General features: G+C 53.5%; 14 protein-coding genes. 11 read left to right on the forward strand and 3 right to left on the reverse strand.

The genetic code is table 11. The features are described 5' to 3' along the window. Positions 1–9: 9 nt before the first annotated feature. From FYZ48_RS10255 to FYZ48_RS10280, 6 genes are all read left to right on the forward strand, one after another. Complete coding sequence (locus tag FYZ48_RS10255; protein ID WP_187781961.1) at positions 10–3,060, forward strand: hybrid sensor histidine kinase/response regulator; 3,051 nt, start codon at positions 10–12, stop codon at positions 3,058–3,060. A 114-nt stretch (positions 3,061–3,174) separates the two neighbouring features. Continuing rightward, positions 3,175–3,945, forward strand: a complete 771-nt coding sequence (locus tag FYZ48_RS10260) for a methyltransferase domain-containing protein (RefSeq protein ID WP_149340020.1) — start codon at positions 3,175–3,177, stop codon at positions 3,943–3,945. A gap of 21 nt (positions 3,946–3,966) precedes the next feature. After that, the gene (locus FYZ48_RS10265) at positions 3,967–4,323 is read left to right on the forward strand and encodes a hypothetical protein (RefSeq protein WP_149340022.1); all 357 of its coding nucleotides are present in this window, start codon (positions 3,967–3,969) and stop codon (positions 4,321–4,323) included. After that, positions 4,301–4,921 carry a class I SAM-dependent methyltransferase gene (locus FYZ48_RS10270; protein ID WP_149340024.1) on the forward strand — a complete coding sequence of 207 codons (621 nt, stop codon included), beginning with the start codon at positions 4,301–4,303 and terminating at the stop codon, positions 4,919–4,921. Before FYZ48_RS10265 ends, FYZ48_RS10270 begins: the two co-directional genes overlap by 23 nt. 48 nt (positions 4,922–4,969) lie before the next feature. Continuing rightward, complete coding sequence (locus tag FYZ48_RS10275) at positions 4,970–5,668, forward strand: phytanoyl-CoA dioxygenase family protein (protein ID WP_149340026.1); 699 nt, start codon at positions 4,970–4,972, stop codon at positions 5,666–5,668. A 219-nt stretch (positions 5,669–5,887) separates the two neighbouring features. Then, complete coding sequence (locus FYZ48_RS10280; RefSeq protein ID WP_149340028.1) at positions 5,888–6,772, forward strand: hypothetical protein; 885 nt, start codon at positions 5,888–5,890, stop codon at positions 6,770–6,772. A 63-nt stretch (positions 6,773–6,835) separates the two neighbouring features. On the opposite strand, the gene FYZ48_RS10285 is transcribed toward FYZ48_RS10280, so the two are convergent. Beyond that, positions 6,836–9,019, reverse strand: a complete 2,184-nt coding sequence (locus FYZ48_RS10285) for an FdhF/YdeP family oxidoreductase (protein ID WP_149340031.1) — start codon at positions 9,017–9,019, stop codon at positions 6,836–6,838. Between the two features lie 246 nt (positions 9,020–9,265). On the opposite strand from FYZ48_RS10285, the gene FYZ48_RS10290 reads away from it, so the two are divergent. The 5 genes from FYZ48_RS10290 to FYZ48_RS10310 all read left to right on the forward strand — a co-directional run bounded on the left by FYZ48_RS10290 (position 9,266) and on the right by FYZ48_RS10310 (position 19,316). Further along, positions 9,266–11,251, forward strand: a complete 1,986-nt coding sequence (locus tag FYZ48_RS10290) for a redoxin domain-containing protein (protein WP_149340033.1) — start codon at positions 9,266–9,268, stop codon at positions 11,249–11,251. Positions 11,252–11,337: 86 nt separating this feature from the next. Beyond that, positions 11,338–13,689: an efflux RND transporter permease subunit gene (locus FYZ48_RS10295; protein ID WP_242022556.1), complete on the forward strand. Its 2,352-nt coding sequence runs from the start codon at positions 11,338–11,340 to the stop codon at positions 13,687–13,689. A 177-nt stretch (positions 13,690–13,866) separates the two neighbouring features. After that, positions 13,867–16,515: a PSD1 and planctomycete cytochrome C domain-containing protein gene (locus FYZ48_RS10300; protein WP_149340035.1), complete on the forward strand. Its 2,649-nt coding sequence runs from the start codon at positions 13,867–13,869 to the stop codon at positions 16,513–16,515. 61 nt (positions 16,516–16,576) lie between these two features. Further along, complete coding sequence (locus tag FYZ48_RS10305; protein WP_242022558.1) at positions 16,577–18,031, forward strand: DUF1501 domain-containing protein; 1,455 nt, start codon at positions 16,577–16,579, stop codon at positions 18,029–18,031. 25 nt (positions 18,032–18,056) lie between these two features. Beyond that, positions 18,057–19,316 carry a M14-type cytosolic carboxypeptidase gene (locus FYZ48_RS10310; RefSeq protein WP_149340037.1) on the forward strand — a complete coding sequence of 420 codons (1,260 nt, stop codon included), beginning with the start codon at positions 18,057–18,059 and terminating at the stop codon, positions 19,314–19,316. A 60-nt stretch (positions 19,317–19,376) separates the two neighbouring features. Here the strand turns inward: FYZ48_RS10310 and FYZ48_RS10315 are convergent, their stop codons facing one another. Both FYZ48_RS10315 and FYZ48_RS10320 read right to left on the reverse strand, forming a co-directional pair. After that, positions 19,377–20,465, reverse strand: a complete 1,089-nt coding sequence (locus FYZ48_RS10315) for a deoxyhypusine synthase family protein (protein WP_145184811.1) — start codon at positions 20,463–20,465, stop codon at positions 19,377–19,379. A gap of 221 nt (positions 20,466–20,686) precedes the next feature. Continuing rightward, on the reverse strand, positions 20,687–21,106 hold the full coding sequence (locus FYZ48_RS10320; protein ID WP_187781962.1) for an S-adenosylmethionine decarboxylase family protein: 420 nt from the start codon (positions 21,104–21,106) through the stop codon (positions 20,687–20,689). Between the last annotated feature and the right edge of the window lie 300 nt (positions 21,107–21,406).

Genomic DNA, 21,406 nt, shown 5'->3' on the forward strand with positions numbered 1-21,406 from the left:
GAGGTGCTTGTGCAGCGGTCATCAGAAACCTTACCTGAGATCAGGTTGATCCTGGAGCTGATCAGCAAAGGGAACTCCCTCACTGATACTCTGACGACGCTGATTAAATATCTGGAATCGAAGAGCGAGGATATGGTCTGCTCGATTCTGCTGCTGGACGAAGAGAATCGACTACGCAACGGGGCTGCGCTGCACCTGCCGGAAGAGTACATCCGACTCACGGATGGGACACTCATAGGTCCAGAGGTGGGTTCGTGTGGTGCAGCTGCCTATCACAACAGGCAGGTTGTGGTTAAGGATATTGAGACGGACCCGCTCTGGAAAGACTTTAAAGATCTGGCTTTGAAGCATGATCTGCGCGCCTGCTGGTCGACCCCGATTCGTTCTTCGACAGGAGAAGTGCTGGGGACGTTTGCGATTTACTATCACAAACCGGGGGAGCCGACTGAGTATCACCGACATCTGATCGAACAGGCGGTTTATCTGGCAGCAATTGCAATCGAGCATGTCCGGATTGAAGCCGACTTGCAGAAAAGCGAACAGGAGTCGCATCGATTGCGTCAGCATCTGCAGGAGGCGATCGAATCGTTGACCGAAGGATTTGTGATTTATGATTCAGACGATCGGCTGGTGATGTGTAATTCGAAGTACCTGGAGATCTACAGCGAGAGTCGGGATCTCCTGGTGCCTGGGCAGCGTTTCGAGGATCATATTCGGATTTCTGCCTACCGGGGACAGGTCGCTGATGCGGTTGGCCGGGAAGAAGAATGGGTGGAGGAACGGGTCCGTCAGCACCAGAATCCTGCAGGTAGTTTTCGCCAGAAGTTGTGCAACGGACGCTGGCTGATGATTTCCGAACAGAAGACGGCAGAAGGAGGCATCTCCGGAGTTCGGACTGATATTACCCAGCAGGTGCTGTATGAAGAGAAACTGCGGAAATCGATTCACCTGATCGAGACTATCCGCAGGCTGTTGTCACAATACATCTCTGATACGAATCCGGATAAGGTGTTTGACGATCTGTTGCAGACGTTTTTAAATATCACAGAAAGTGAGTCCGGTTTTTTTGGAGAGGTCCGTCAATCAAAAGCGGGGTTGTTTGAGCTGATCCCCCGGGCAAGCTGTTACCGTGCATCACTGACTGCTGACTGGGAATGTGCTGAAGTCGAGAAGAATCGGACCCGGGAATTCTTTGAACAACAGGGACTGTTTGAACGGATCATAGCAGACAAAGAGTCGCTGATTGTTAACGATATTCAGAGGGATTTCGAGGATGAAACTACGGCAGCGGGTGGATCTGATGTCGGTGAGATCAAATCGTTTCTGGTGCTTCCCGTCTTCTCCCAGGGTGAACTCTCAGGGGTGGCGGGGATCGCGAACTGTCCGTCTGGCTATGACACGGCTCTGATTGAGTTTATCAAACCACTGCTGGCTGCTGCGGGGACGCTGCTCACCGATTATCGGAATGAAGTCAGGCGACAGGAGAACGAACGGGCACTGCAGATCTCGGAAGAACGTTTTTCCAAAATCTTTCGACTCAACCCGATATCCAAGGGAATTCTGAGTCTGTCGACAGGCTCTGTGATCGATGTCAACGAATCATTCCTGGCAACCACGCGTTATCAACGCGAAGAGGTGGTTGGAAAAACGATCCATGAACTGCAGTTCTTTCCGGATGACAGCTACTGGGAAGAGATCATTCATAGTGTGTGCGAAAACGGGCACGTCTATGAGCAGGAAATAGTAGTAATCATCAATGGTGGTGAAAAAAGAGTCATGGACTGTTCCGCCTGGATTATTGAAAGTGACGATGAACCGCTGTTGCTGTTGATGATTAAGGATCTGACGGAACAGCGACAGACCGAAGAACAAAATCGGCAGATGCAGATTCAGCTGCAACACAGCCAGAAAATCAAAGCGATCGGCCAGCTGGCAGCGGGAGTGGCGCACGAGTTTAATAACATTCTGGTTGGCATCAATTTGAATGCTGAACTCATGTTGCTGACGCCTGAGGAACAGATTCCAGAAGACTTTCGGGAACCCTTGCGGGAGATTCAAAAGTCAGGCGAACGTGCTGCAGAGCTCGTTAAACAGTTGCTGGCTTTCGGACGAAAGAAAGCCCCGAATACTTCCTGGTTTGATGTAAATGCACTGATCATGAATCATCGTGCCATGATCCAACGCATCCTGGGAGGTTCCGTCAAGCTGATCCTGGATCTGTCACCCATGGCTGGGATGGTCTGGGCGGATGAAGCTGAGATCGAGCAGGCGTTGATGAATCTAGTCGTCAATGCGCGAGACGCGATGGCCTCAGGTGGCGATCTTATACTGCGAACTCAGAATGTGAATCTCACCGCAGCTCAGATAGCTGATCAGAGTGGATGCCTGCCTGGAAGTTATGCGCTTTTGACAGTGTCGGATACTGGTTGTGGCATGACGCCTGAAGTTCTGGAGCGAATTTTCGAACCGTTTTTTACGACCAAGCCGGCAGCAGAAGGGACCGGACTGGGATTGTCCACCGTCCAGCGGAATCTGTCTGATAATGGCGGATTTATTTCGGTGGAAAGCAGACTGGATAAAGGAACTCAATTTCGAGTCTATTTGCCGCGGGAGCAGCGTATCAAGGCGAGAGAAACCAGGCAGACTGAAGTTCCCACGAACAAAAAACAGATGGCCGGTGGAACAGAAACGATCCTGGTTTGTGATGACGAACCGATTGTGCTGTCGACGATATCAGCACTCTTGAGCCGACTGGGGTATAAGGTGCTCCGGGCACTGGGGCCGGTGGAGGCTCTGAAAACCGTCGAAACGCATACAGAAGCGATATCGCTGTTATGTACTGACTTTAATATGCCCCAGATCAATGGAGTGGAACTGGCGCAGCGATTAATGGAGATGCGTCCCGGCTTGAAGGTGGTCTATTTATCCGGGATTGCAGAGAAGATCCCGGCTTCCGCGCTGACTGGTGGCAGTCTGGTCATTCAGAAGCCAGCGAACCTGGGAGAACTTTCGGTCGTCATCCGACAGGTTCTGGATGAGGTGGCAAACCAGAAGGTCTGAATCAGTCTGTAACAGCCGGAAAGATGCCGGTATGAACGCGAACCTGTGCGGAAGATGGATTGTCTGGTCGATAGCGAATATTCAGAGTTTCGGTGATTAGAGGGATACAGCTTGATGCCTGTCTGGGATGCGGATCAGTATTTAAAATATCAGCGTGAACGGACGCAGCCTGCCATTGATCTGGCAGCGCGGGTAGAGCTGGCATCACCTGAGCGGATTGTGGATGTGGGCTGTGGTCCCGGGAACAGTACCGTGGTTCTGGCTCAACGTTTTCCGGGGGCGGAGCTGAGTGGCCTGGACAGCTCAGCAGAAATGCTGGAGACCGCGCAGGAGACTCTGCCTGACGTACACTGGTTCCAGACTGATATTACGACGTGGGAACCGGATGAGGCATACGATCTGTTGTTTTCGAATGCCGTTCTGCAGTGGGTGCCTGACCATGAAACGATCTTTCCCCGGCTGATGAGTTTTCTCAAACCCGGTGGGGCACTGGCTGTGCAACTGCCCGCGCATTATGCGTCTCCCCTGCACCGCTGTGTGGTTGAGCTTTCCCAGCTACCGGACTGGCACGATGCGACCGCTGCTGCCCGACAGGCGCTGGGCTGTGAATCGCGGTCATTCTATTACGATCTGCTGGCTCCGTTGAGTTCCCAGTTGGAACTCTGGGAGACTGAATATATCCATGTGATGGAGAGTGTCGAGGCCATCCTGGAGTGGTTCCGAGGAACGGGACTGCGACCCTACTTGGAAGCGTTACCCGATGCTGCCACCCGCGACCGGTTCGAGGCGGAACTGCTGAAGCGTTTTGCGATTGCGTATCCCCTGCAACAGAACGGGAACGTCTTATTTCCGTTTCGCAGGTTCTTCATGGTGGCGTATCGTTAAACAGGGTATTTCACTGGCTGAATGTTTTTTAATTTCTCTCTGGGGACTGGTGTGGTGAGTGTGATGTCGTATTGTGTGTTGCTGGGGCTGCTCTGCCTGTGGGCTACGGGCAGCCGGTGTCTGTCGAGACTGGGGTTGAAAACCGGCTCCTGTTGTCTGACGGCAATTGTGTTCGGTTGTTTCGGACTGAGTTACCTGGTGGGCCTGTTCTACAATTTCGGGCTGTATAATTCAGGCCATTTCTCGACGGTGATACTGCTGAGCTATCTGCTGGTAGCCCTGGTCGTCAGCCTGTTTCTGATTCCTCTTTCCTTGATCACGGTTCTGTACCTGCCTGCGGAAAATCGACGATTTGATGAACGTGCAAGAGAGTTATAATCGCTGGGCGGAGTCCTACGACACCGACCGGAATCTTACCCGCGACCTGGATGGGGAACTCACGCAGTTGTTTCTGAGAGCGCGTCGATTTCACTCGGTATTAGAAGCAGGCTGTGGTACCGGTAAAAATACGATCTTTCTGGCGGAACGGGCAGAACGCGTTTTGTCACTCGATATTTCTGTTGAGATGCTGGCTCGTGCGCAGGAGAAGGTATCGGCACCGCATGTGAAATTTCAACAGGCAGATCTGTCTGATCCCTGGCCTGTGGAAGATGATTCTGCAGATCTGGTAATGTGTAATCTGGTACTGGAACACATTGAGGATCTGGAGTTCGTGTTTGCTGAGGCGCGTCGGGTTTTACTACCGACTGGACTGTTTCGAATCAGTGAGTTGCATCCCTTCCGTCAGTACCAGGGGAAGCAGGCACAATTTGATGAGCGGGGACAGACTATTCTGATTGAGGCGTTTATGCATCACGTCTCAGAATTCCTGGCTGCTGCAGAGGCACAGCAGTTTAAACTGAAACAATTACAAGAGCACTGGCACGGACTGGACTTGAACAAGCCGCCCCGATTGATAACATTCCTGTTCGAGTGATCCACTTCAGATACGGAATGTATCAGACTCCTGCTGGAACTTAAGGAAATGTCTTTGATCTTCAGTGCAGAAATTAAACGGGATGGATTCCAGATCTGGCGAGAACCTCTCTCCCGGGACACGCTGACACAGTTCGAAGCTGTAATTGATTCCGCTGGTGAATACAGTTATCGACGACGACGCAGCGGTACGCGTTATGCGATTCGCAATGCCCACCTGGTTTTACCTGGACTGCGATCGTTGCTTGAAGAGGGAGTGCTCAAGGAACTGGCGAGTGACGTGTTGCAGCAGCCAGTCAGTCTGGTGAGTGCGACACTGTTTGATAAGCGTCCCGGTGCGAACTGGTTCGTGCCTCCGCATCAGGATCTGCAGGTTCCGATTCAGGGGCGCATTGAGGATGAGGACTGGAAGAACTGGTCTGTCAAAGCAGAGCAGCAATACGTGGAGCCGCCGCCGGAGGTCTTACAGCAAATGCTGGCGGTGCGCGTGCATCTGGATGAATGCCCTGGCGAGAATGGGGCGCTGGAGGTGGTTCCGCGGAGTCATCACAGGCGATTATCGGAAGAGGAAGTCGCTTTGATTGGAGAGCAGGAATTTCACCTCTGCCCGGTTGACGCGGGCGAAGTACTGTTGATGAACCCCCTGCTGGTGCATCGCTCCCGCAGCTCACAGTTACCACAGCGGCGTCGGGTGCTGCATGTGGTTTATTGTGCTGCTGTGTTGACGGAGGGACTGGCCTGGACTTAGAAGTTTCGGATTTGTCTATTTCCCAGTGCAGACGCTGAATTACGATTTAATCCTTGAGCTATTTATCTGAAGTTGATTTTATGTGCAGGAGCATATGTGTACGATGGGCCGTTGATGTCAGATCAGGGAAAAAGGTGTGGAAGACGAACTGCAAATCGAAAAATCACAGAGCTGGCTGATCGAAGTTCTGAATCTGTTTAATCTCAGAAAGCAACAGTTATGGGAAGCTGGGGAGCCGGGCTCTACTCGAATGATACGGCACTTGATCTCAAAAGCACCGTTGCTGCAATTGTGAAGCTTCCTTTTGACACAGAGCAATTAATCAATATGGCGATGGAAGCGTTTCCCGAGGAGGCACGTCAGGAAACCAATGAGGATTACACAACTTTCTGGCTGGTATTAGCCGATCAGTTTCATAAGCGGGGGATAGACTGTCCAGATTTAATTCAACGTTCACTCGATATTATCGATTCCAGCTCAGATTTGCAGTTGCAGGAATCGCTGGGAATGGATGCGAAGGAGTTGAAGAAACGGGAAAAGAATCTGCAGAAACTGAAAAGTAAACTGTGTCAGACTGTCGTTGAGAAAAAACGAAACACTCTGAAAAAACCACAGCCCCTGATCATGGCGAAGGGGGACCTGATTGTATTTCCGGTGTCAGCAGAGGGGGATTCGATCAATCCCTACTTTACTGAGACTGAGTTCCAGGAAGTTAACTGGAACCAGTCGAACTGGGGGGCCGCCGTGATTATGGATTGTGGGCATGTATTCGAGTATCTCGCATATTATTGTTTCATCGTCCAGATGAGATGCCTCGAAGAGAACAGCAAGCCTGATTTAGATCGGTTGCAGAATTCAGTGGGATGGCGCTTTGCCCCGGCTGGGACATGTAGCAGAACTCATTTTCAAAGAATGCAGATTGAAATCCTTGCTAACATCAAGTTAGACGAGCAAAAATGCCAGAGACGATTTCCTGTGATTCCGAATGGGATCAATGCAGCGGTCAATGATATTTCGATCAGCAATGAACTCCATGTCTATGCGGGACCTTGGTGGAAAGATCCTGCGCAAATCAAGAGTTTGAGTGAAATTACTTTCGAGTGACTCTATTTGATGGAACTGTTGTTTCCTGAACGCGCAGCAAACAATGTGTCAGGATGTTCCTGTTTAAACTGTTGCTTCCACTTCCAGAGTCACCCGTGTCGATTTGAACCCCGGGGTTTTTGACAGGGGATCGACGGTGTGTGGAACCAGGACGTTGGCTTCGGGATAATACATCAGGGCGCTGCCGGCGCGGATGTCGAATTCGCGGACCAGGATATATGGCATCTCCCCTGCCTCGCTTTTGACTTTCACGCGTTGGTCGGGTTTGAGGCCGAGGCGATCGATGTCGGCTCGGTTCATCAGGATGACATCGCGGCGTTCCTGTCCGCGGTAGATGTCTTCCTCGTCGTAGACGACACTGTTGAACTGACCTTCGGAACGGATGGTGATCAGCCGCAGTTCATTTTCTGCAACGGAGAGATCGGGCAGCGGGAGGGCGTGGAACTTGGCTTTGCCGCTCTCGGTGGGGAAATTGTATTCTTCGACGGCGCGGCCGGTGACGTGGAATTCCTTATGGGACTGGAGAGTTTCTTTCATGTTTTCGTAGCCGGGGATCAGGTCGGCGATCAGTTCCTGAATGGCACTGTGACTCTCCAGTTTTTTCCAGTCGATGCGATCATCGCCGGCGAACAGTTTCTGGCCGATGGCCGCCAGGATCGAAACTTCGCTGCGGGGACCGGTGAACCGGGATTTGCCGCCGTCACTCATGCGGACATAGCTGAACATGGATTCCTGGGTGGTCGGCTCGGGTTCTTCGTCACGAGGGAGTACCGGCAGGATCAGGGTTTCTTCGCCGGTTCCCCAGACATGACCGGTATTCAGCGTGGTCGAAAGGTAGAGCACGGTTTTGATGCGACTCATGGCTTCGAGTGCGTATTTCGTATCGGGATTACTGCCGAAGAGGTTGCCTCCGAGGCAGAACGCGAAGTCGATCTCGCCGCGATGGGAGGCTTCCATGCAGGCCATCGTGTCGTAACCGGGCGTGGTGGGAACCTTGATGCCGAGCTGTTTTTCGAAGCGTTCGAGCATCGCCTGTTTCATGCCGGGGACCACGCCGACCGAACCGAGCCCCTGCACGTTACTATGCCCGCGAATGGGCATCAGTCCCGCTTTACGGCGGCCAACCATGCCACGGAGCAACGAGAAGTTGACGATCGACTGCACACTGTTGGTCCCGTGCAGATGATGCGTGATTCCCATGCACCAGCCGATGACGACGTTTTTCGCGGAGAGATACTGGTCGGTGATGTTGCGAATGGTTTCTCTGTCAACGCCGCTCTGGGCGATGATGTCGTCCCAACTGGTCTCTGTGACCTGTTGTTTGAAGGCGTCGAAGTTTTCGGTGTGTGCGTCGATAAAAGTCTGGTCATGTGCGTTACGTTCCAAAACTTCTTTCGAGAGACCGATCAGCAGTGCCATGTCACCGCCGACGTGCGGTTGTACGTAAGTGGAAGCGATGCTGGAGCCGAAGAGCAGACTGCGGACGTCACTGGGAACCTTGAAATTGACGAGCCCCAGTTCCTTGACCGGATTGACGACGATGACTTTGCCACCCCGTCTGCGGATTTCCATGAAGGCCTTCATCAGGCGAGGATGATTCGAAGACGGGTTTGCGCCGATCAGGATGTAGAGGTCGGTGTGATCCAGATCTTCCAGACGGAGTGTGCCGGCTCCGGTGCCAATACTCGAACCCAGGCCGACGCCACTGGCCTGGTGACAGTAAAAGGAGCAGTTATTCACGAAGTTGGTGCCCATCAGGCGGGACATCAACTGGAAGAGAAAGCCGGCTTCGTTGGAGGAGCGGCCGCTGGCATAATAGAAAGTGCGCTCGGGGCCGGCGGCTTTGAGACGCTCGACGACCAGGTCGAAGGCTTCGTCCCAGGAAATCGGCTTGTAATGTTTTTCACCGGGCGAGAGCAGCAGTGGCTGGGTGAGACGGCCACTGTATTCGAGCTTGCGAGAGGACATCGCGCGGAGCTGGTCGATATTGTTTTTCGCAAAGAAGTCGTTAGCGACAGCGGGCTGCATATCGGCAGCCATCGCCTGGAAGGATTTTTTGCAGACTTCGGGGAACAGACCGGCTTCGTTGACCATGCCCCCTTTCTGTCCCCCCATGCCAACCGCGCAGGTCTTACAGGCATTGCGGGTCCGCATGGATTTCCAGAGCTTCCACCAGCCGACCTTGTTTGCCAGTGTCAGACTGTATTTGATCGCCTTCCAACCGCCGCCGCTTCGTGGAGCTTTCACTTTGATGCCTTCCTATGTTGTTCCTCAGGAGCACACTGCAGCCAACCAGATGAATTTCGGATGAAGGTAAACGGGAATCTTTTACCAAAATCTGAAACCATTGTAAGTTACGTCGAGTATATCCAAAGGAAAGAGAGCAATCAATCTGGCCGGGCTCTATTCTGTACAGTGGGGGTTGCGGGGGTTTCCGGGCGGTTGATAGAATGAACGCACCCGTCGTTACCAGTTCTGGAGGAAGGATCGCTTATGTTTCGTCGTAGTATCACATTCCTGTGTGCGCTCGCATTGCTGGGCACCAGTTCCCTGCTGGCTGAAACGAAAACCAAATCGTCGCAGGATGCCTCCCACACGTTTCGGCTGCCAACCGCCCAGGGGAAAGTGGTCGAGTTATCGGCTGAGCCAGAGTCGAAAGCAACTGTGGTCTGTTTTCTGGGGGCGGAATGTCCGCTGGCCCGGCTGTATGGTCCCAAGCTGAATGAGATGCAGGCCGCTTACGCGGCGCAAGGCGTCCAGTTCATCGGCGTGAACAGCAATCAGCAGGACTCTCTGGAAGATGTGAAGCAGTACGTCAAGCGGTACGAGATCTCGTTTCCGATGGCGAAGGACTATAACAACGAAGTCGCCGACCGATTTCATGCAGTGCGCACACCTGAAGTTTTCGTACTGGATCAGCAGCTGACCGTCCGGTATCGTGGGCGGATCGATAACCAGTACCTGCCGGGCATCTCACGGGCTGAGACGACCACGCATGATCTGAAGAATGCACTGGATCAATTGCTGGCAGGCAAGCCGGTTGAAGTGAGTGAGACCAAACCGAATGGCTGTTTCATCGGCCGGGTGAAGCAGAATGAAGTGACCACCCAACTGACTTTCTGCAAAGAAGTCGCCGGGGTTTTGCATCGTCATTGTGTGGAATGTCACCGCACAGGGGAAATCGCACCATTCAGTCTGACGGACTACGATGAAGTTCGGGGCTGGGCGGATACGATGCTGGAGACCATTGAAGATGGCCGGATGCCCCCCTGGCATGCCAGCCCGAAATATGGTCATTATGCGAATGCCCGGTTCATGCCCGAAAAAGATAAGGAGATCTTGCGGGAATGGGTAGCCGGAGGCATGCCTTATGGTGATATCAAGGATCTGCCGGAACTCCCCAAATTCCGCGAAGGTTGGCACCTGCCCCGAGTGCCGGATGTCGTTTATGAAATGCGGAAGCGACCTTTTGTCGTTCCCAAAGAGGGCGTCGTGGAATATCAGTATTTCGTCGTCGATCCCGGTTTCAAAGAGGATAAGTGGATCACTGGAGCACAGGTCCTGCCGGGGAATCGGTCGGTCGTGCATCATGCGATTGTTTTTATTCGTCCTCCTGATGGCGCTGACTTCCGTGGGATTGGCTGGTTGACGGCTTATGTTCCGGGACAGCGGATCAATATGTTACCTCCCGGGCGGGCACGAAAGGTTCCTGCCGGCTCGAAACTGGTGTTTCAGATGCATTACACGCCGACGGGATCGGTGGCAGAAGACATTTCGAAAGTCGGGTTGATCTTTGGTAAGGATGAGGAGATCACTCACGAAGTCTTTACGCTGATCGGCATCGATCAAGAATTCGAAATTCCGCCGCACGCCAGTGATTTTCCGGTATCGGCGAAGGTTCGTCGCATACCACCGCACGCCGAACTGCTGGCGATTGCCCCGCACATGCATCTGCGGGGGAAATCGTTCCGCCTGTTTACGAAACAGGACAAGAAGAAAGAGATTCTGCTCGATGTACCCAATTATGATTTCAACTGGCAACATATCTATGAACTGAGCAAGCCGATGTCGCTGGATACGGTCGACGGGCTCGAGTTCACGGTCAAATTCGATAATTCGAAAGACAATCCGTTCAACCCGGATCCCAATGAATACGTGACCTGGGGCGATCAGACCTGGGAAGAGATGGCGATTGCTTTCTTCGAAGTGGCTGAACCCCGGAAACAGAAGTCTCAGGAAACGAAACCGAAGCCAGAGAAAAAACTGACCAAAGCGGAAGCGAAGCAACAGCGGGAGGCGGAGTTGAAAAAAGAGCTCGATAAGCGTGCCGCTGCATTTTTCAAACGGTTTGACAAGAATGGCGATGGACGCGTTGATGTGGAAGAAGTCCCACTGGCGACACAACGCTACGGGCGTATCCGGGATGATAATGGTGACGGTGTGATTCAGAGAGAGGAACTCAGATTGCAGGTTCGTTAATTTCTGAAGCTGGTTGAGATTCAGCGTCTGGTAATCTTCAACCTGATCCCTTTAACATTCTACCGCTGAGAGAAAGTGAATCGCGCGTGTCTCGTACGTTCAATCGCTGTTCGGTCTGGATGGTTGACCATCCCCTGCTGGTAACTCTGTTCATTCTGCTGCTGAGTGGAATCGCACTGCTGGGGTACACCATGCCCGAGGAAGTTCGCGACTGGTTCACGGCAAAGCCCGAACCGGTTCCCCTGGTAGACCAGCAGAAAGCGGACAAGCCGCGGAAAGTTCGGGAGGCGCCGCCTGATGTCGACCCGATCAGTCTGACCGACGCTGATACGATCCTGGTGATTGATTCCAATCAGTTCTTCACCGCTGACGGCATCAAGGCCCTGCGGGAGATCGTTGCCGAAATCGAATCGCTGGATTACGTGGAAAGTGTTTTCTGGCTGGAGGATATTCCCAACCTGAATATCTTCGGCCTGCGGGAACCAATCCTCCCGAATGAGCGGGCCTCCCAGAAACGACTTGATGACGCTAAGGAGAAAGCGATCAAACATCCGCTGGTAGGCGGCCAGCTGTTATCAGTCGATGCGCAGACCATTCTGCTGATGGTCAAATTCAAATGGATGTATGTGACGGACGACGATGCCTGTACCACCGGATTGAAAGAAGTCGCGAAAAAAGTCGCCGCGACATATCCGGATGTGAAGTTTTCCTTCACGACCACCGGCCGTGTACCCATCTATCTGACCGCAGTGCGCACGCATAATGCGAACAAGGTCAAATACCAGGTGATCGGCTACGGGATGATTCTGCTGATGGCCATCATTCTGTTCCGGGGAATCACGGCGGTGATCATCGTGGCTCTGGCACCGATGTTCGGCGTGTTTTTGACCATGGGGATCATCCAGTTCTTCGATTTTCAGGACAACCCGTTTAACGATGTCGTGTTGCCGGTTTTGTTGAGTCTGGTAGGGTTAACCGACGGCGTGCATCTGATGGTACAGATCCGCCGCCATCGGGCTTCCGGTCTGTCGGGACGGGATGCTGCCCGGCGTGGTATTCAGGAAGTGGGACTTGCCTGCTTTCTGACTTCGGTCACGACGGCCATCGGCTTCGGTTCGCTTTCGCTGGCCCATCATGAAACGGTCCGCGAATTTGGTTACAGCTGTGTGGTCGGCGTGCTTTTGACTTTCATTGCTGTAGTGACGGTGATTCCCCTGGCCTGTCGTACCTGGCTGGGGCGTTCCATTCATGTGGGCTATGGTAAGGGCGTCATCGATAAGAACCTGAACCGGATCAGCGTGATTATCGAAATGGTGCTGAAACGTGCGGGTTGGATCAGTAAGGTAGGTATTGGCCTGACGGCGGTACTGATTCTGATTTCGCTGACATTGCGTCCCGATGAACGCCGGGCCAATATGCTGCCCGATGGTTCGGAAGCGGCGACCGCCTTGAATCATATGGACCAGGCGATGGGAGGGCTCGAGCATTCGCGGGTTGAGGTGAAATGGTCAGATGAGGTCGATTCGGATTCGCCCGAAGTTCTGGTTGCCATCAGCGAAGTGGATCAACTGCTGAACCAGGAAGCGTTGATTGGTCATCCGATTTCGATTGCAAATATTCTCTCAGCGCTACCTGGTGAGGGACCTCCTGAAGAGCGGATGTCAATGATCGACCTGCTGCCGCCACCGTTGAAACGGGCGTTTTATACGCCGGAGCGGAACCAGGCGACGGTCAGTTTTCACGTCCAAGACTTGGGAATTGCCAAATACGGGCCGACCTTCACCCGCATTGAAGAGGGACTGGCCAAGATCGGAAGTCAGCATCCGGAGTTCCAGTTTCAGTTGACGGGCTCAGCAGTCTGGCGGTGGCGGAACCTGTATCAGATCGTCGTCGATCTGGCGTCTAGTCTGGGGAGTGCTGCGATTATCATCCTGATTGTGCTGGCGATCGCGTTTCGTTCATTGCGACTGGGGCTGATCTCAATCATTCCCAACATGTTTCCCCTCGCCGTGACCGGGACCTTTCTGGTCTTTACGGGGCAGGCACTCGAGATCGTCAGCGTCTGTGCGTTTACGGTCTGCCTGGGGATTGCCGTCGACGATACGATTCACTTCCTGACCCGCTTCCGCGAAGAACAACTCCAGGTTGAGAGTGACGACGAAGCGATCCGCAAGGCGTTTACAGGGGTGGGAACCGCGTTGATCATGACGACGGTCATCCTGGTTGCCGGCTTCTCGACGGTGATCTTCAGCGACATGCGGGATCAGCGAATCTTCGCCATCATGAGTGGCCTGACGATTGGCTCGGCCCTGTTTGGCGATCTCATCTTCCTGCCAGCACTGCTGGCCCGATATGCCAAACGTTCGCAGGTACCTGCGATGGAGGAAGAGGAACTGATTGCCGATGAACCAATGCAGGAGTCGCTGGTAGGGGAATAAAACTCCTTTTATTGATGACTTCATGGTTGACGGTTGTTCTTCTAAGTAAACTTAAATAATTTGACGCGGCTGCCGATATAGGGTACTATAGAACCTCACCAAAACAGTTAATTTCACAGCTTTTAAGTGACTTAACTCCCGCCCTGAATGAGTTTCCTCTGAAAAAGGAACCCTGCCTTGTATATCCGCGTCATCGCTTTCCTGCTGACGGCTCTTTCTGCCTGTCTCTTTGGGAGTGGATCGAGCTCCGCCGCTGATTCGCGAGTGACTTTTGAAAAAGACATTCGGCCCATTTTCAAGGCGTACTGCTTTCACTGTCATGGCGAGGAGAAAGAGCTTTCCGGTGCGCTGGATGTGCGATTACGCCGCCTGATTATGAAGGGCGGCGATTCCGGAGAGGCTGTCGTTCCCGGGAAACACGCAGAGAGCCTGCTGTTTCAGTATATTGAATCGGGAGACATGCCCCCCGATGAGAAGCTGCGACTCAAACCGGAAGAAGTAGCGCTGATTGCGAAATGGATCGATCAGGGAGCAAAAACGGAGGGGCCGGAACCTGAAGGGGACATCAAGCCGGGCGACTTCCTGATCACCGGCGATGAACGCTCCCACTGGGCGTTTCGTCTCATTCAGAAAGCTGCTCTGCCTGAACTGCCTCAGTTAAAAAAAGAGAATGGAAAACAACCGCTCAATCCGGTCGATGCCTTCATCGCACGAAAGCTGAAACAGAGCGGTCTCTGGTTTTCTGAAGAAGCAGATCGGCTAACACTGATCAGACGGGCTGCCTTTGACCTGACAGGGCTCCCCCCTGCTCCGGAAGACGTCGATACCTACCTGGCAGACAAGTCGCCTGACGCCTATGAAAAGATGATCGATCGGCTGCTGGAATCACCGCATTACGGGGAACGCTGGGCGCGGCACTGGCTGGATGTTGCCGGCTATGCCGACTCAGAAGGCTATAACGACAAAGACATTATCCGTCCCGATGCCTGGCATTACCGGGATTATGTGATCCGTTCGCTGAATGCAGATAAGCCCTGGGATCAGTTTATCACCGAGCAGCTCGCCGGCGATGAAATGGTCAAAGCCACGCATGCAACGGCGCAAAAACTGGTAGACCAGGACCCTGCGGTCTGTGAAAAGCTGACGGCGACTGGTTACCTGCGGCTGGCTCCCGATGGAACCGGCTCAAGTCCCATGGATCCTGCGATCGCACGCAACCAGGTGATTACTGAAACGGTGAAGATTATGTCTTCTTCACTGCTGGGCATGACCGTGGGATGTGCCGAGTGCCATCATCACCGCTTCGACCCGATTCCCCAGGAAGACTTTTATCGCCTGCGGGCGGTGATTGCTCCGGTGTATGACGATCAAAAATGGCGGATGCCGGCCAGTCGACGGGCGGCCCTGATGTCACCAGAAGATAAAGCCAAAGCTGCAAAGCTGTCAGCGCAGGTCAAGGAACTGGATGCCGAGCACAACAAGGTCAAAGCGGAAGTGACCCAGCTGATTGCCGAGCGGGTGCTGAAGGAAGTCCCCGATGCAGACCGCGAACAGGCACGCACCGCTTATGAAACCGCGGTTAAAGAACGTTCGAAAGAGCAGGCGGATTTTCTGAAACAGAAATACCCGATGCTGGACCTGCTGGTGCCGGGACGCCTGCACCTGTTCCTGGCCCGCTTCAAAGACGGAAACGATTTGAAGAAACAGTATGAGGATATCAAGGCGGAAGCAGACAAGCTGCGGGCGCAGATTCCCAAACCGGAATACATTCGCGTGGCAACAGAGGACACACAGCACCTGCCTCAGACGTTTGTATTTTATCGGGGGGATATCTCTTCACCAGAAAAAGATCTGATCGCTCCCGGTGGTCTGACAGTGATTTCTTCTAAAGAAGACAACACATTTGAGCTGAATGATCCCCAACTGCCGACGACGGGACGCCGACTGGCGTATGCCCGGTACCTGACCAGTGGGAAGCATCCTCTTGTGGCACGCGTGCTGATGAACCGGTTCTGGATGCACCACTTTGGCCAGGCGATTGTCGATTCCACGGGTGACTTCGGTTCCCGGTCTTCCGTCCCCACACATCCCGAACTGCTGGACTGGCTGGCGGCTGACTTTATGGAACAGGGCTGGCAGCTCAAACGCATCCATCGCCTGATCATGACCTCACGGACTTATAAGCAGACCTCAGCGACCCACTCCGAACAAGCAGCCGCGATTGACTCTGATAACCGTCTCTACTGGCGCATGACAATGCAACGCCTGGAGGCGGAATCGATCCGCGATGCTATCCTGGCGGTCAGCGGTGAATTGAACCGGGAGCAGTTTGGTGAGCCAGTACCGGTTGCACTGGCGGACAGCGGCATTATTACAGTCGGCGCTGGTAAAGTGTCAAAAGATCGCCGGGAACTGAAACGTTCCATTTACGTGCAGGTCCGGCGGACTCAGCCGGTGACGATGTTGAATGCCTTTGATGCCCCCAGCATGGAGCCCAACTGCGAGCGGCGGGTCTTTTCGACCGTGGCAACACAGTCACTGGCGCTGCTCAATAGTGAATTCATGCGGAATCAATCTGAAGCCTTTGCTAAGCGGGTACTCACCACGGCAGGGAAAGACGCCGACGATACTAAGCTAATCAAGACGGCCTGGAAGCTGGCTTTAAGTAGTGAGCCTTCCCCGGCTGAACTGCAGGCGCTGGAGAAAAACTTCGCGCTGCAGTTGAAAGAATATCAGACAAAGAAAGCCAAACAGCCTCGGGAGGAAGCACTGGCTGCCGTCTGTCATGTGCTGTTTGGAACCAACCAGTTTCTGTATGTGGAATAAGCGGTTAAAGACGCCTGTTTCCTGACAGAATATAAATATTGATCTCCAGAGGGAGTCTCTCGTGTCTCAATTTATCAATCAAAACTCCGCCAGTTCTCGCCGTCACTTTCTGGCCCAGAGTGCCTTTGGCGTCTCCTCACTGGCTCTGGCCTCGCTGTTAAACGACGAACAGCTGCTGGCCGCCCCGGAAAAGCCGGCTCTGGAAGAGAAAACGTACGATCTGCTGCCAAAGCAGACCAGCCATCCGGCCCGCGCCAAATCGATGATCTCAATTTTCTGCGGTGGTGGACCGAGTCACCTGGATCTGTTCGACCGTAAGCCAACACTCGACAAGTATGCGGGCAAGCGTTTTCCCGGCGACGGGATCAAATACGATAACGCCGGCCAGGCGACTTCGATCATCATGCCCTCTCCCAACACATTCGAGAAGTGTGGTGAATCGGGGATGGAGATCAACACCGCCCTGCTGCCCCACCTGGGTGAGATTGTTGACGATATTACGCTGATACGCTCAATGCAGCTGCCCAATATCCGCAATCACGTGGCTGGCATGCGGGCCATGACCACCGGTCGAGGGCGAGAAGGCTGGCCTTCCCTGGGGAGCTGGATCACTTATGGTCTGGGAGCCGAGACACAGAATCTGCCGGCATTTGTAGCGATTACGATTCCCCGTAACCCGGTCGGATCACCATACTGGGACAGCCGCCATTTGCCTTCGATTTACCAGGGGACGGTTGTCAGCAAGTCAGAGCCGCGAATTGCGAATCTGAATCCGATCCGGGAACTGCGTGGCAAGCCCCAGTCGAATCAGCTGGACCTGCTGAAAGAGTTGAACCAGATCCATCACCAGCGTCATCCCGGCGAAGACGATCTGGCAGCACGCATTGCCAGCTATGAACTGGCGGCCCGGATGCAGACCGCAGCGACCGAGGCACTCGATCTGACTAAAGAGACCGAAGCCACCCATCAGATGTACGGAGCCGATGATCCAGTGACCAAAGAATTCGCGGATGCCTGTATGCTGGCTCGTCGATTTGTGGAACGTGGCGTCCGTTTCGTGCAGATCTGGAATTACGCCTGGGACATGCACGAGAATATCTTCGCTGCACTTGAATCGCGTTGTAAAACCTGTGATAAACCGTGTGCAGCCCTGGTAACCGATTTGAAGAATCGGGGACTGCTGGATTCCACGATGGTCCAGTGGGGCGGTGAAATGGGACGTCTGCCTGTGATTCAGGATCGCGGTAAAGGCAAGAAACCGGGGCGTGACCATAACACGGAAGGCTTCAGTATCTGGATGGCCGGTGGTGGCATCAAAGAGGGGCACATTCATGGAGCGACAGATGACTTCGGTCACCGGGCGGTTCAAGATGTGGTGACCCAGCATGACTTCCATGCGACGCTGCTGCATCAGTTCGGTCTGAACTATGAAGGCCTGAATTTCGAACATAACGCCCAGTCAGTTGCACTGGTCGAACCCGGTCAGGGAAAGGTGGCGTCTGGCATCCTCAAGTAATCCCCTTGCGCAACAGGGAGCGTCGATGCAAACAGCTGGTTATCGTCTAAATAGTCTGATTCTGTCACTGTTATTACTGGCTGTCCCAGTAGAGGCTGGTGAGCTGGTTGTTTCAGCTGACTTCCCGGGAGGCTCGGCTGAGGTTCTGAAAGTCGATCAGCGTACGCGTTCGATTACGGTGCGTCCTGCCGGAGATCCACAGTTTGGCTGGCCCTGCTGGTGGTATTTCAAAGTCTCCGGCATTAAACCGGGAGAAACGCTGACTGTTTCGGTCGACGCGAGTTCTCTCAAACAGGCAAACGGCTCGAAGCTGTCTGCCAACTGGGCCCTGCCTGAGCGGGCTGCATTTAGTCTCGATGGAAAGGCCTGGAAACAGACTGGTTCTGGAACCAGGGAGAAGGACCACTGTCGCTGGACACAACAGGTGGATGCCGAACAAGCCTGGTTTGCCTGGGGGCCTCCATTTGTGCCCTCGGATGCCCAGGCACTGGTTGATCGCCTGAGCCGGAAACATGAAGACGTGACGGCATTTGAATTATGCAAAACCCGCGCTGGGCGCAGTGTACCTGCACTGGTGGTGAGCCCCGATGGGAAACATTCCGACGATCGCATGGTGATCTGGGTTCAGGCTCGTCAGCATGCCTGGGAATCAGGGGGCAGCTGGGTTGGGTGTGGCTTCATTGAATGGGCTGTGAGCGATGATCCTCTGGCGGTGGCTTTGCGGGAAAAGGTTGATATCTATTACGTTCCAATCATAGATATCGACAATGTGGCGACCGGGAATGGCGGCAAGAATCAGGTCCCCCACGATCATAACCGGGACTGGTCTGAGATGCCCCGCTGGAACGCAGTGCAGGCAGCCATGAAGGCTCTGAGACAGTTCGACAAGCAGAACCGACTGGTGATGTTTGTCGATCTACATAACCCTGGTGCCAGTTCGAAGCAGCCGTTTTTTTATATTGCGCCTCCCGAATTGAATACTCAGCGAAGAAAAGCACTGCAAGACGCTTTTATTGCAGTCTGTCGCGAGGAGATGCAAGAGCCTCTGAAGCTCGATCGAAGTACACCCTCGACGGGACCAAAGTACGACAAACGCTGGAAAGAGATCTCCAGTAACTGGGTACGAAGTGCCACCCGAGAGCATGTCGTGGGAATTACGCTCGAGACCTGCTGGAATACGCCCCACAGTCACCCGCAGGGTTACATGACTGTGGGACAACAACTGGGTCGGGGTATCGCCCGGTACCTGAAACAGGATCCCCGCCAGTCTCCTGCTCTGGATTGAGCCAGAGCAGGTTGTCTAGCTCTTAGTCTGATCCTGTCTGTGGAAGCTTCAATCCACAGTTTATGAAGCGGAGTCCAGTTTTTCGAATACGGCTTTCATCAGCAGTGGGAGTACGACGGTGGCATCAGAATAGACTTCCGCGAACCGACCGCCATCCTGGGGTGAAAGGAATTTGCCCCAGCTGACTCCTTCAGAATAAGTGCATCCAGAGAGACCTCCCCAGTGAACCGGTTCGGGGCAGATACGAATGCCATAGCGGAAGCGGGGCTCTTTCCACTCTGTGCCCAGGCGGTAGTTGGCAATTTCGTAATACGGGGCAACCTGCTGTGCCCAGTTACGGGGAACTCCCCCACCGATGGTGAAGATGCCGAAGGTGACCGCATCCCGCATCAGGCGGGCATATTCCTGCAGGTCAAGAAACGGGTTGAAGCTGGGGAGCGCGGTTAGAATTTCTTCCTGTTCGAGCTCTTCCAGAGGCTTGCCTGATTTGGCAATCAGTTCGGACATGGCCCAGGTGGAGACGTCGAGGCCGATTTCACTGTCAGTGAAAGCGGGGATGAAGACGGGCACATTTTGCTCATAAGCACTGCGGAGGATGCCGCGTCCATCGTTGATTTCGGAGAGTCGCTGACCGAGTGCCCGGCAGAGACGGGCCGAAGACCAGACGCCATCTTCGGGCTGGGATTCCCGCAGGACCGAGCGGACCAGCTTTTCGACGTTGTTCAGATTCGACTCCATTTCGAGGGTGTCGTAAATCCGGTTGTAGCCTTTTTTGTAGAGTGTTTCGTCGGAATCAGTAGGATTGTACTGGTAGTGGACCAGGCCAATCGATTCGGTGAGACCGTGGGCAATCAGGGCACCAGTAGCGACGACGGCATGCACGAGGCCACGGTCAATCATGTCACAGATGATGCTGCCCTGTTTGGCGACGGTCATGGCGCCGGAGAGAGTGAGGACAACTTTGCATTCAGAGTCTTGTGCCATATCCAGCAGAATGTCGTAGGCATCTCCCAGGCGTCTGCCTGAGAACGCGGTTGCAGACATGGCCTGCAACAGTTCGCCAAACGAATTGACACTCGACAAGTCCAGGCTTTTCAGTGGTTTTAAGCCGTCTCCTCGACCGTCGTGGAACTCTCGATCTCCACTCATGATTCACTCTTCCTTCGTGAGTTGATGCGGGGCGCAAAAAAAGAAAACAACGCTCAGTCAGGTGCGCTCCTTGTCTGAATACAGACTTCAAAGCGCACCTGGCATGATGCGATGTTTATACCGTAATTCAACGCCTTTCAGATTTCCAGAGTGGGAACGGTTTATCAGCTGTAATCAATAGATACAGGAGTGGTTCCCGTCAGGAACTTTCAGGTGGGAATTTACAGAGCAACAACCTGATCCGCTTCGCAGTGGGAACCGGCTGGTTCCTGAAGCGCAGGTTGCCCATTTGGAATGGGGAACCGGGGCATTTCGAGAATGCTGACGTCACCCAGATCGACTTCTTCCCGAATGTAACGGAGAACGTCATTCGGATCAGTATTGCCGCAGGTGAAGACGTCGAGAGCGATTAAGCCCAGGTCGGCGTAACAGTGGGCTGAGCAGTGGCTTTCATCAAGAAGGCACATCGCGGTGAAGCCCGGTGCTGAATTATGACCAAAGTGATATCGTACCTGTGAGATCACAGTAGCACCAGCACGGGTAGCTCCACGTGCCATGGCTTCCAGAATCAGTTGGTCGTTTAGACAAATGTCCCGCGAGACATTACGACAATCAATGAGAAGATGTCTTCCTTTATGCAACTCATAAACCCTCCACTGAGGTGCCAGAAAAAAACAGGCATCCGATTTTTAATGAAACTGTTCGAGACGATTTCGAATCGTAATGCCTATATCGGTACGCTTTTTTAAAAGTTCGAGATTATTATGTCAAAGCGAGAGAAAATACAAGAAATAAATCGATCATTTTGCGTGGAATTTACAAAAATTGAAACAAGTATTTCCCACGTCTGGAGACGGGCAGATTCCTGAGCCCAACCCTTGGCAGGGCTGGGGGTTCCAGCCTGTCTAAAAATGCGTCAGTCGCCCCCGGAAACGGCCTGC

Origin of the sequence: Gimesia chilikensis, from assembly GCF_008329715.1 — a bacterium.
In the GTDB taxonomy this organism is placed as follows: domain Bacteria; phylum Planctomycetota; class Planctomycetia; order Planctomycetales; family Planctomycetaceae; genus Gimesia; species Gimesia chilikensis.

What these genes read in the sequence shown, in the direction of transcription:
- FYZ48_RS10260 (WP_149340020.1), top strand. Translation starts at nt 3,175, where the DNA reads ATGCCTGTCTGGGATGCGGATCAGTATTTAAAATATCAGCGTGAACGG.
- FYZ48_RS10265 (WP_149340022.1), top strand. Translation starts at nt 3,967, where the DNA reads ATGTTTTTTAATTTCTCTCTGGGGACTGGTGTGGTGAGTGTGATGTCG.
- FYZ48_RS10270 (WP_149340024.1), top strand. Translation starts at nt 4,301, where the DNA reads ATGAACGTGCAAGAGAGTTATAATCGCTGGGCGGAGTCCTACGACACC.
- FYZ48_RS10275 (WP_149340026.1), top strand. Translation starts at nt 4,970, where the DNA reads ATGTCTTTGATCTTCAGTGCAGAAATTAAACGGGATGGATTCCAGATC.
- FYZ48_RS10280 (WP_149340028.1), top strand. Translation starts at nt 5,888, where the DNA reads ATGGGAAGCTGGGGAGCCGGGCTCTACTCGAATGATACGGCACTTGAT.
- FYZ48_RS10290 (WP_149340033.1), top strand. Translation starts at nt 9,266, where the DNA reads ATGTTTCGTCGTAGTATCACATTCCTGTGTGCGCTCGCATTGCTGGGC.
- FYZ48_RS10310 (WP_149340037.1), top strand. Translation starts at nt 18,057, where the DNA reads ATGCAAACAGCTGGTTATCGTCTAAATAGTCTGATTCTGTCACTGTTA.
- FYZ48_RS10315 (WP_145184811.1), bottom strand. Translation starts at nt 20,465, where the DNA reads ATGAGTGGAGATCGAGAGTTCCACGACGGTCGAGGAGACGGCTTAAAA.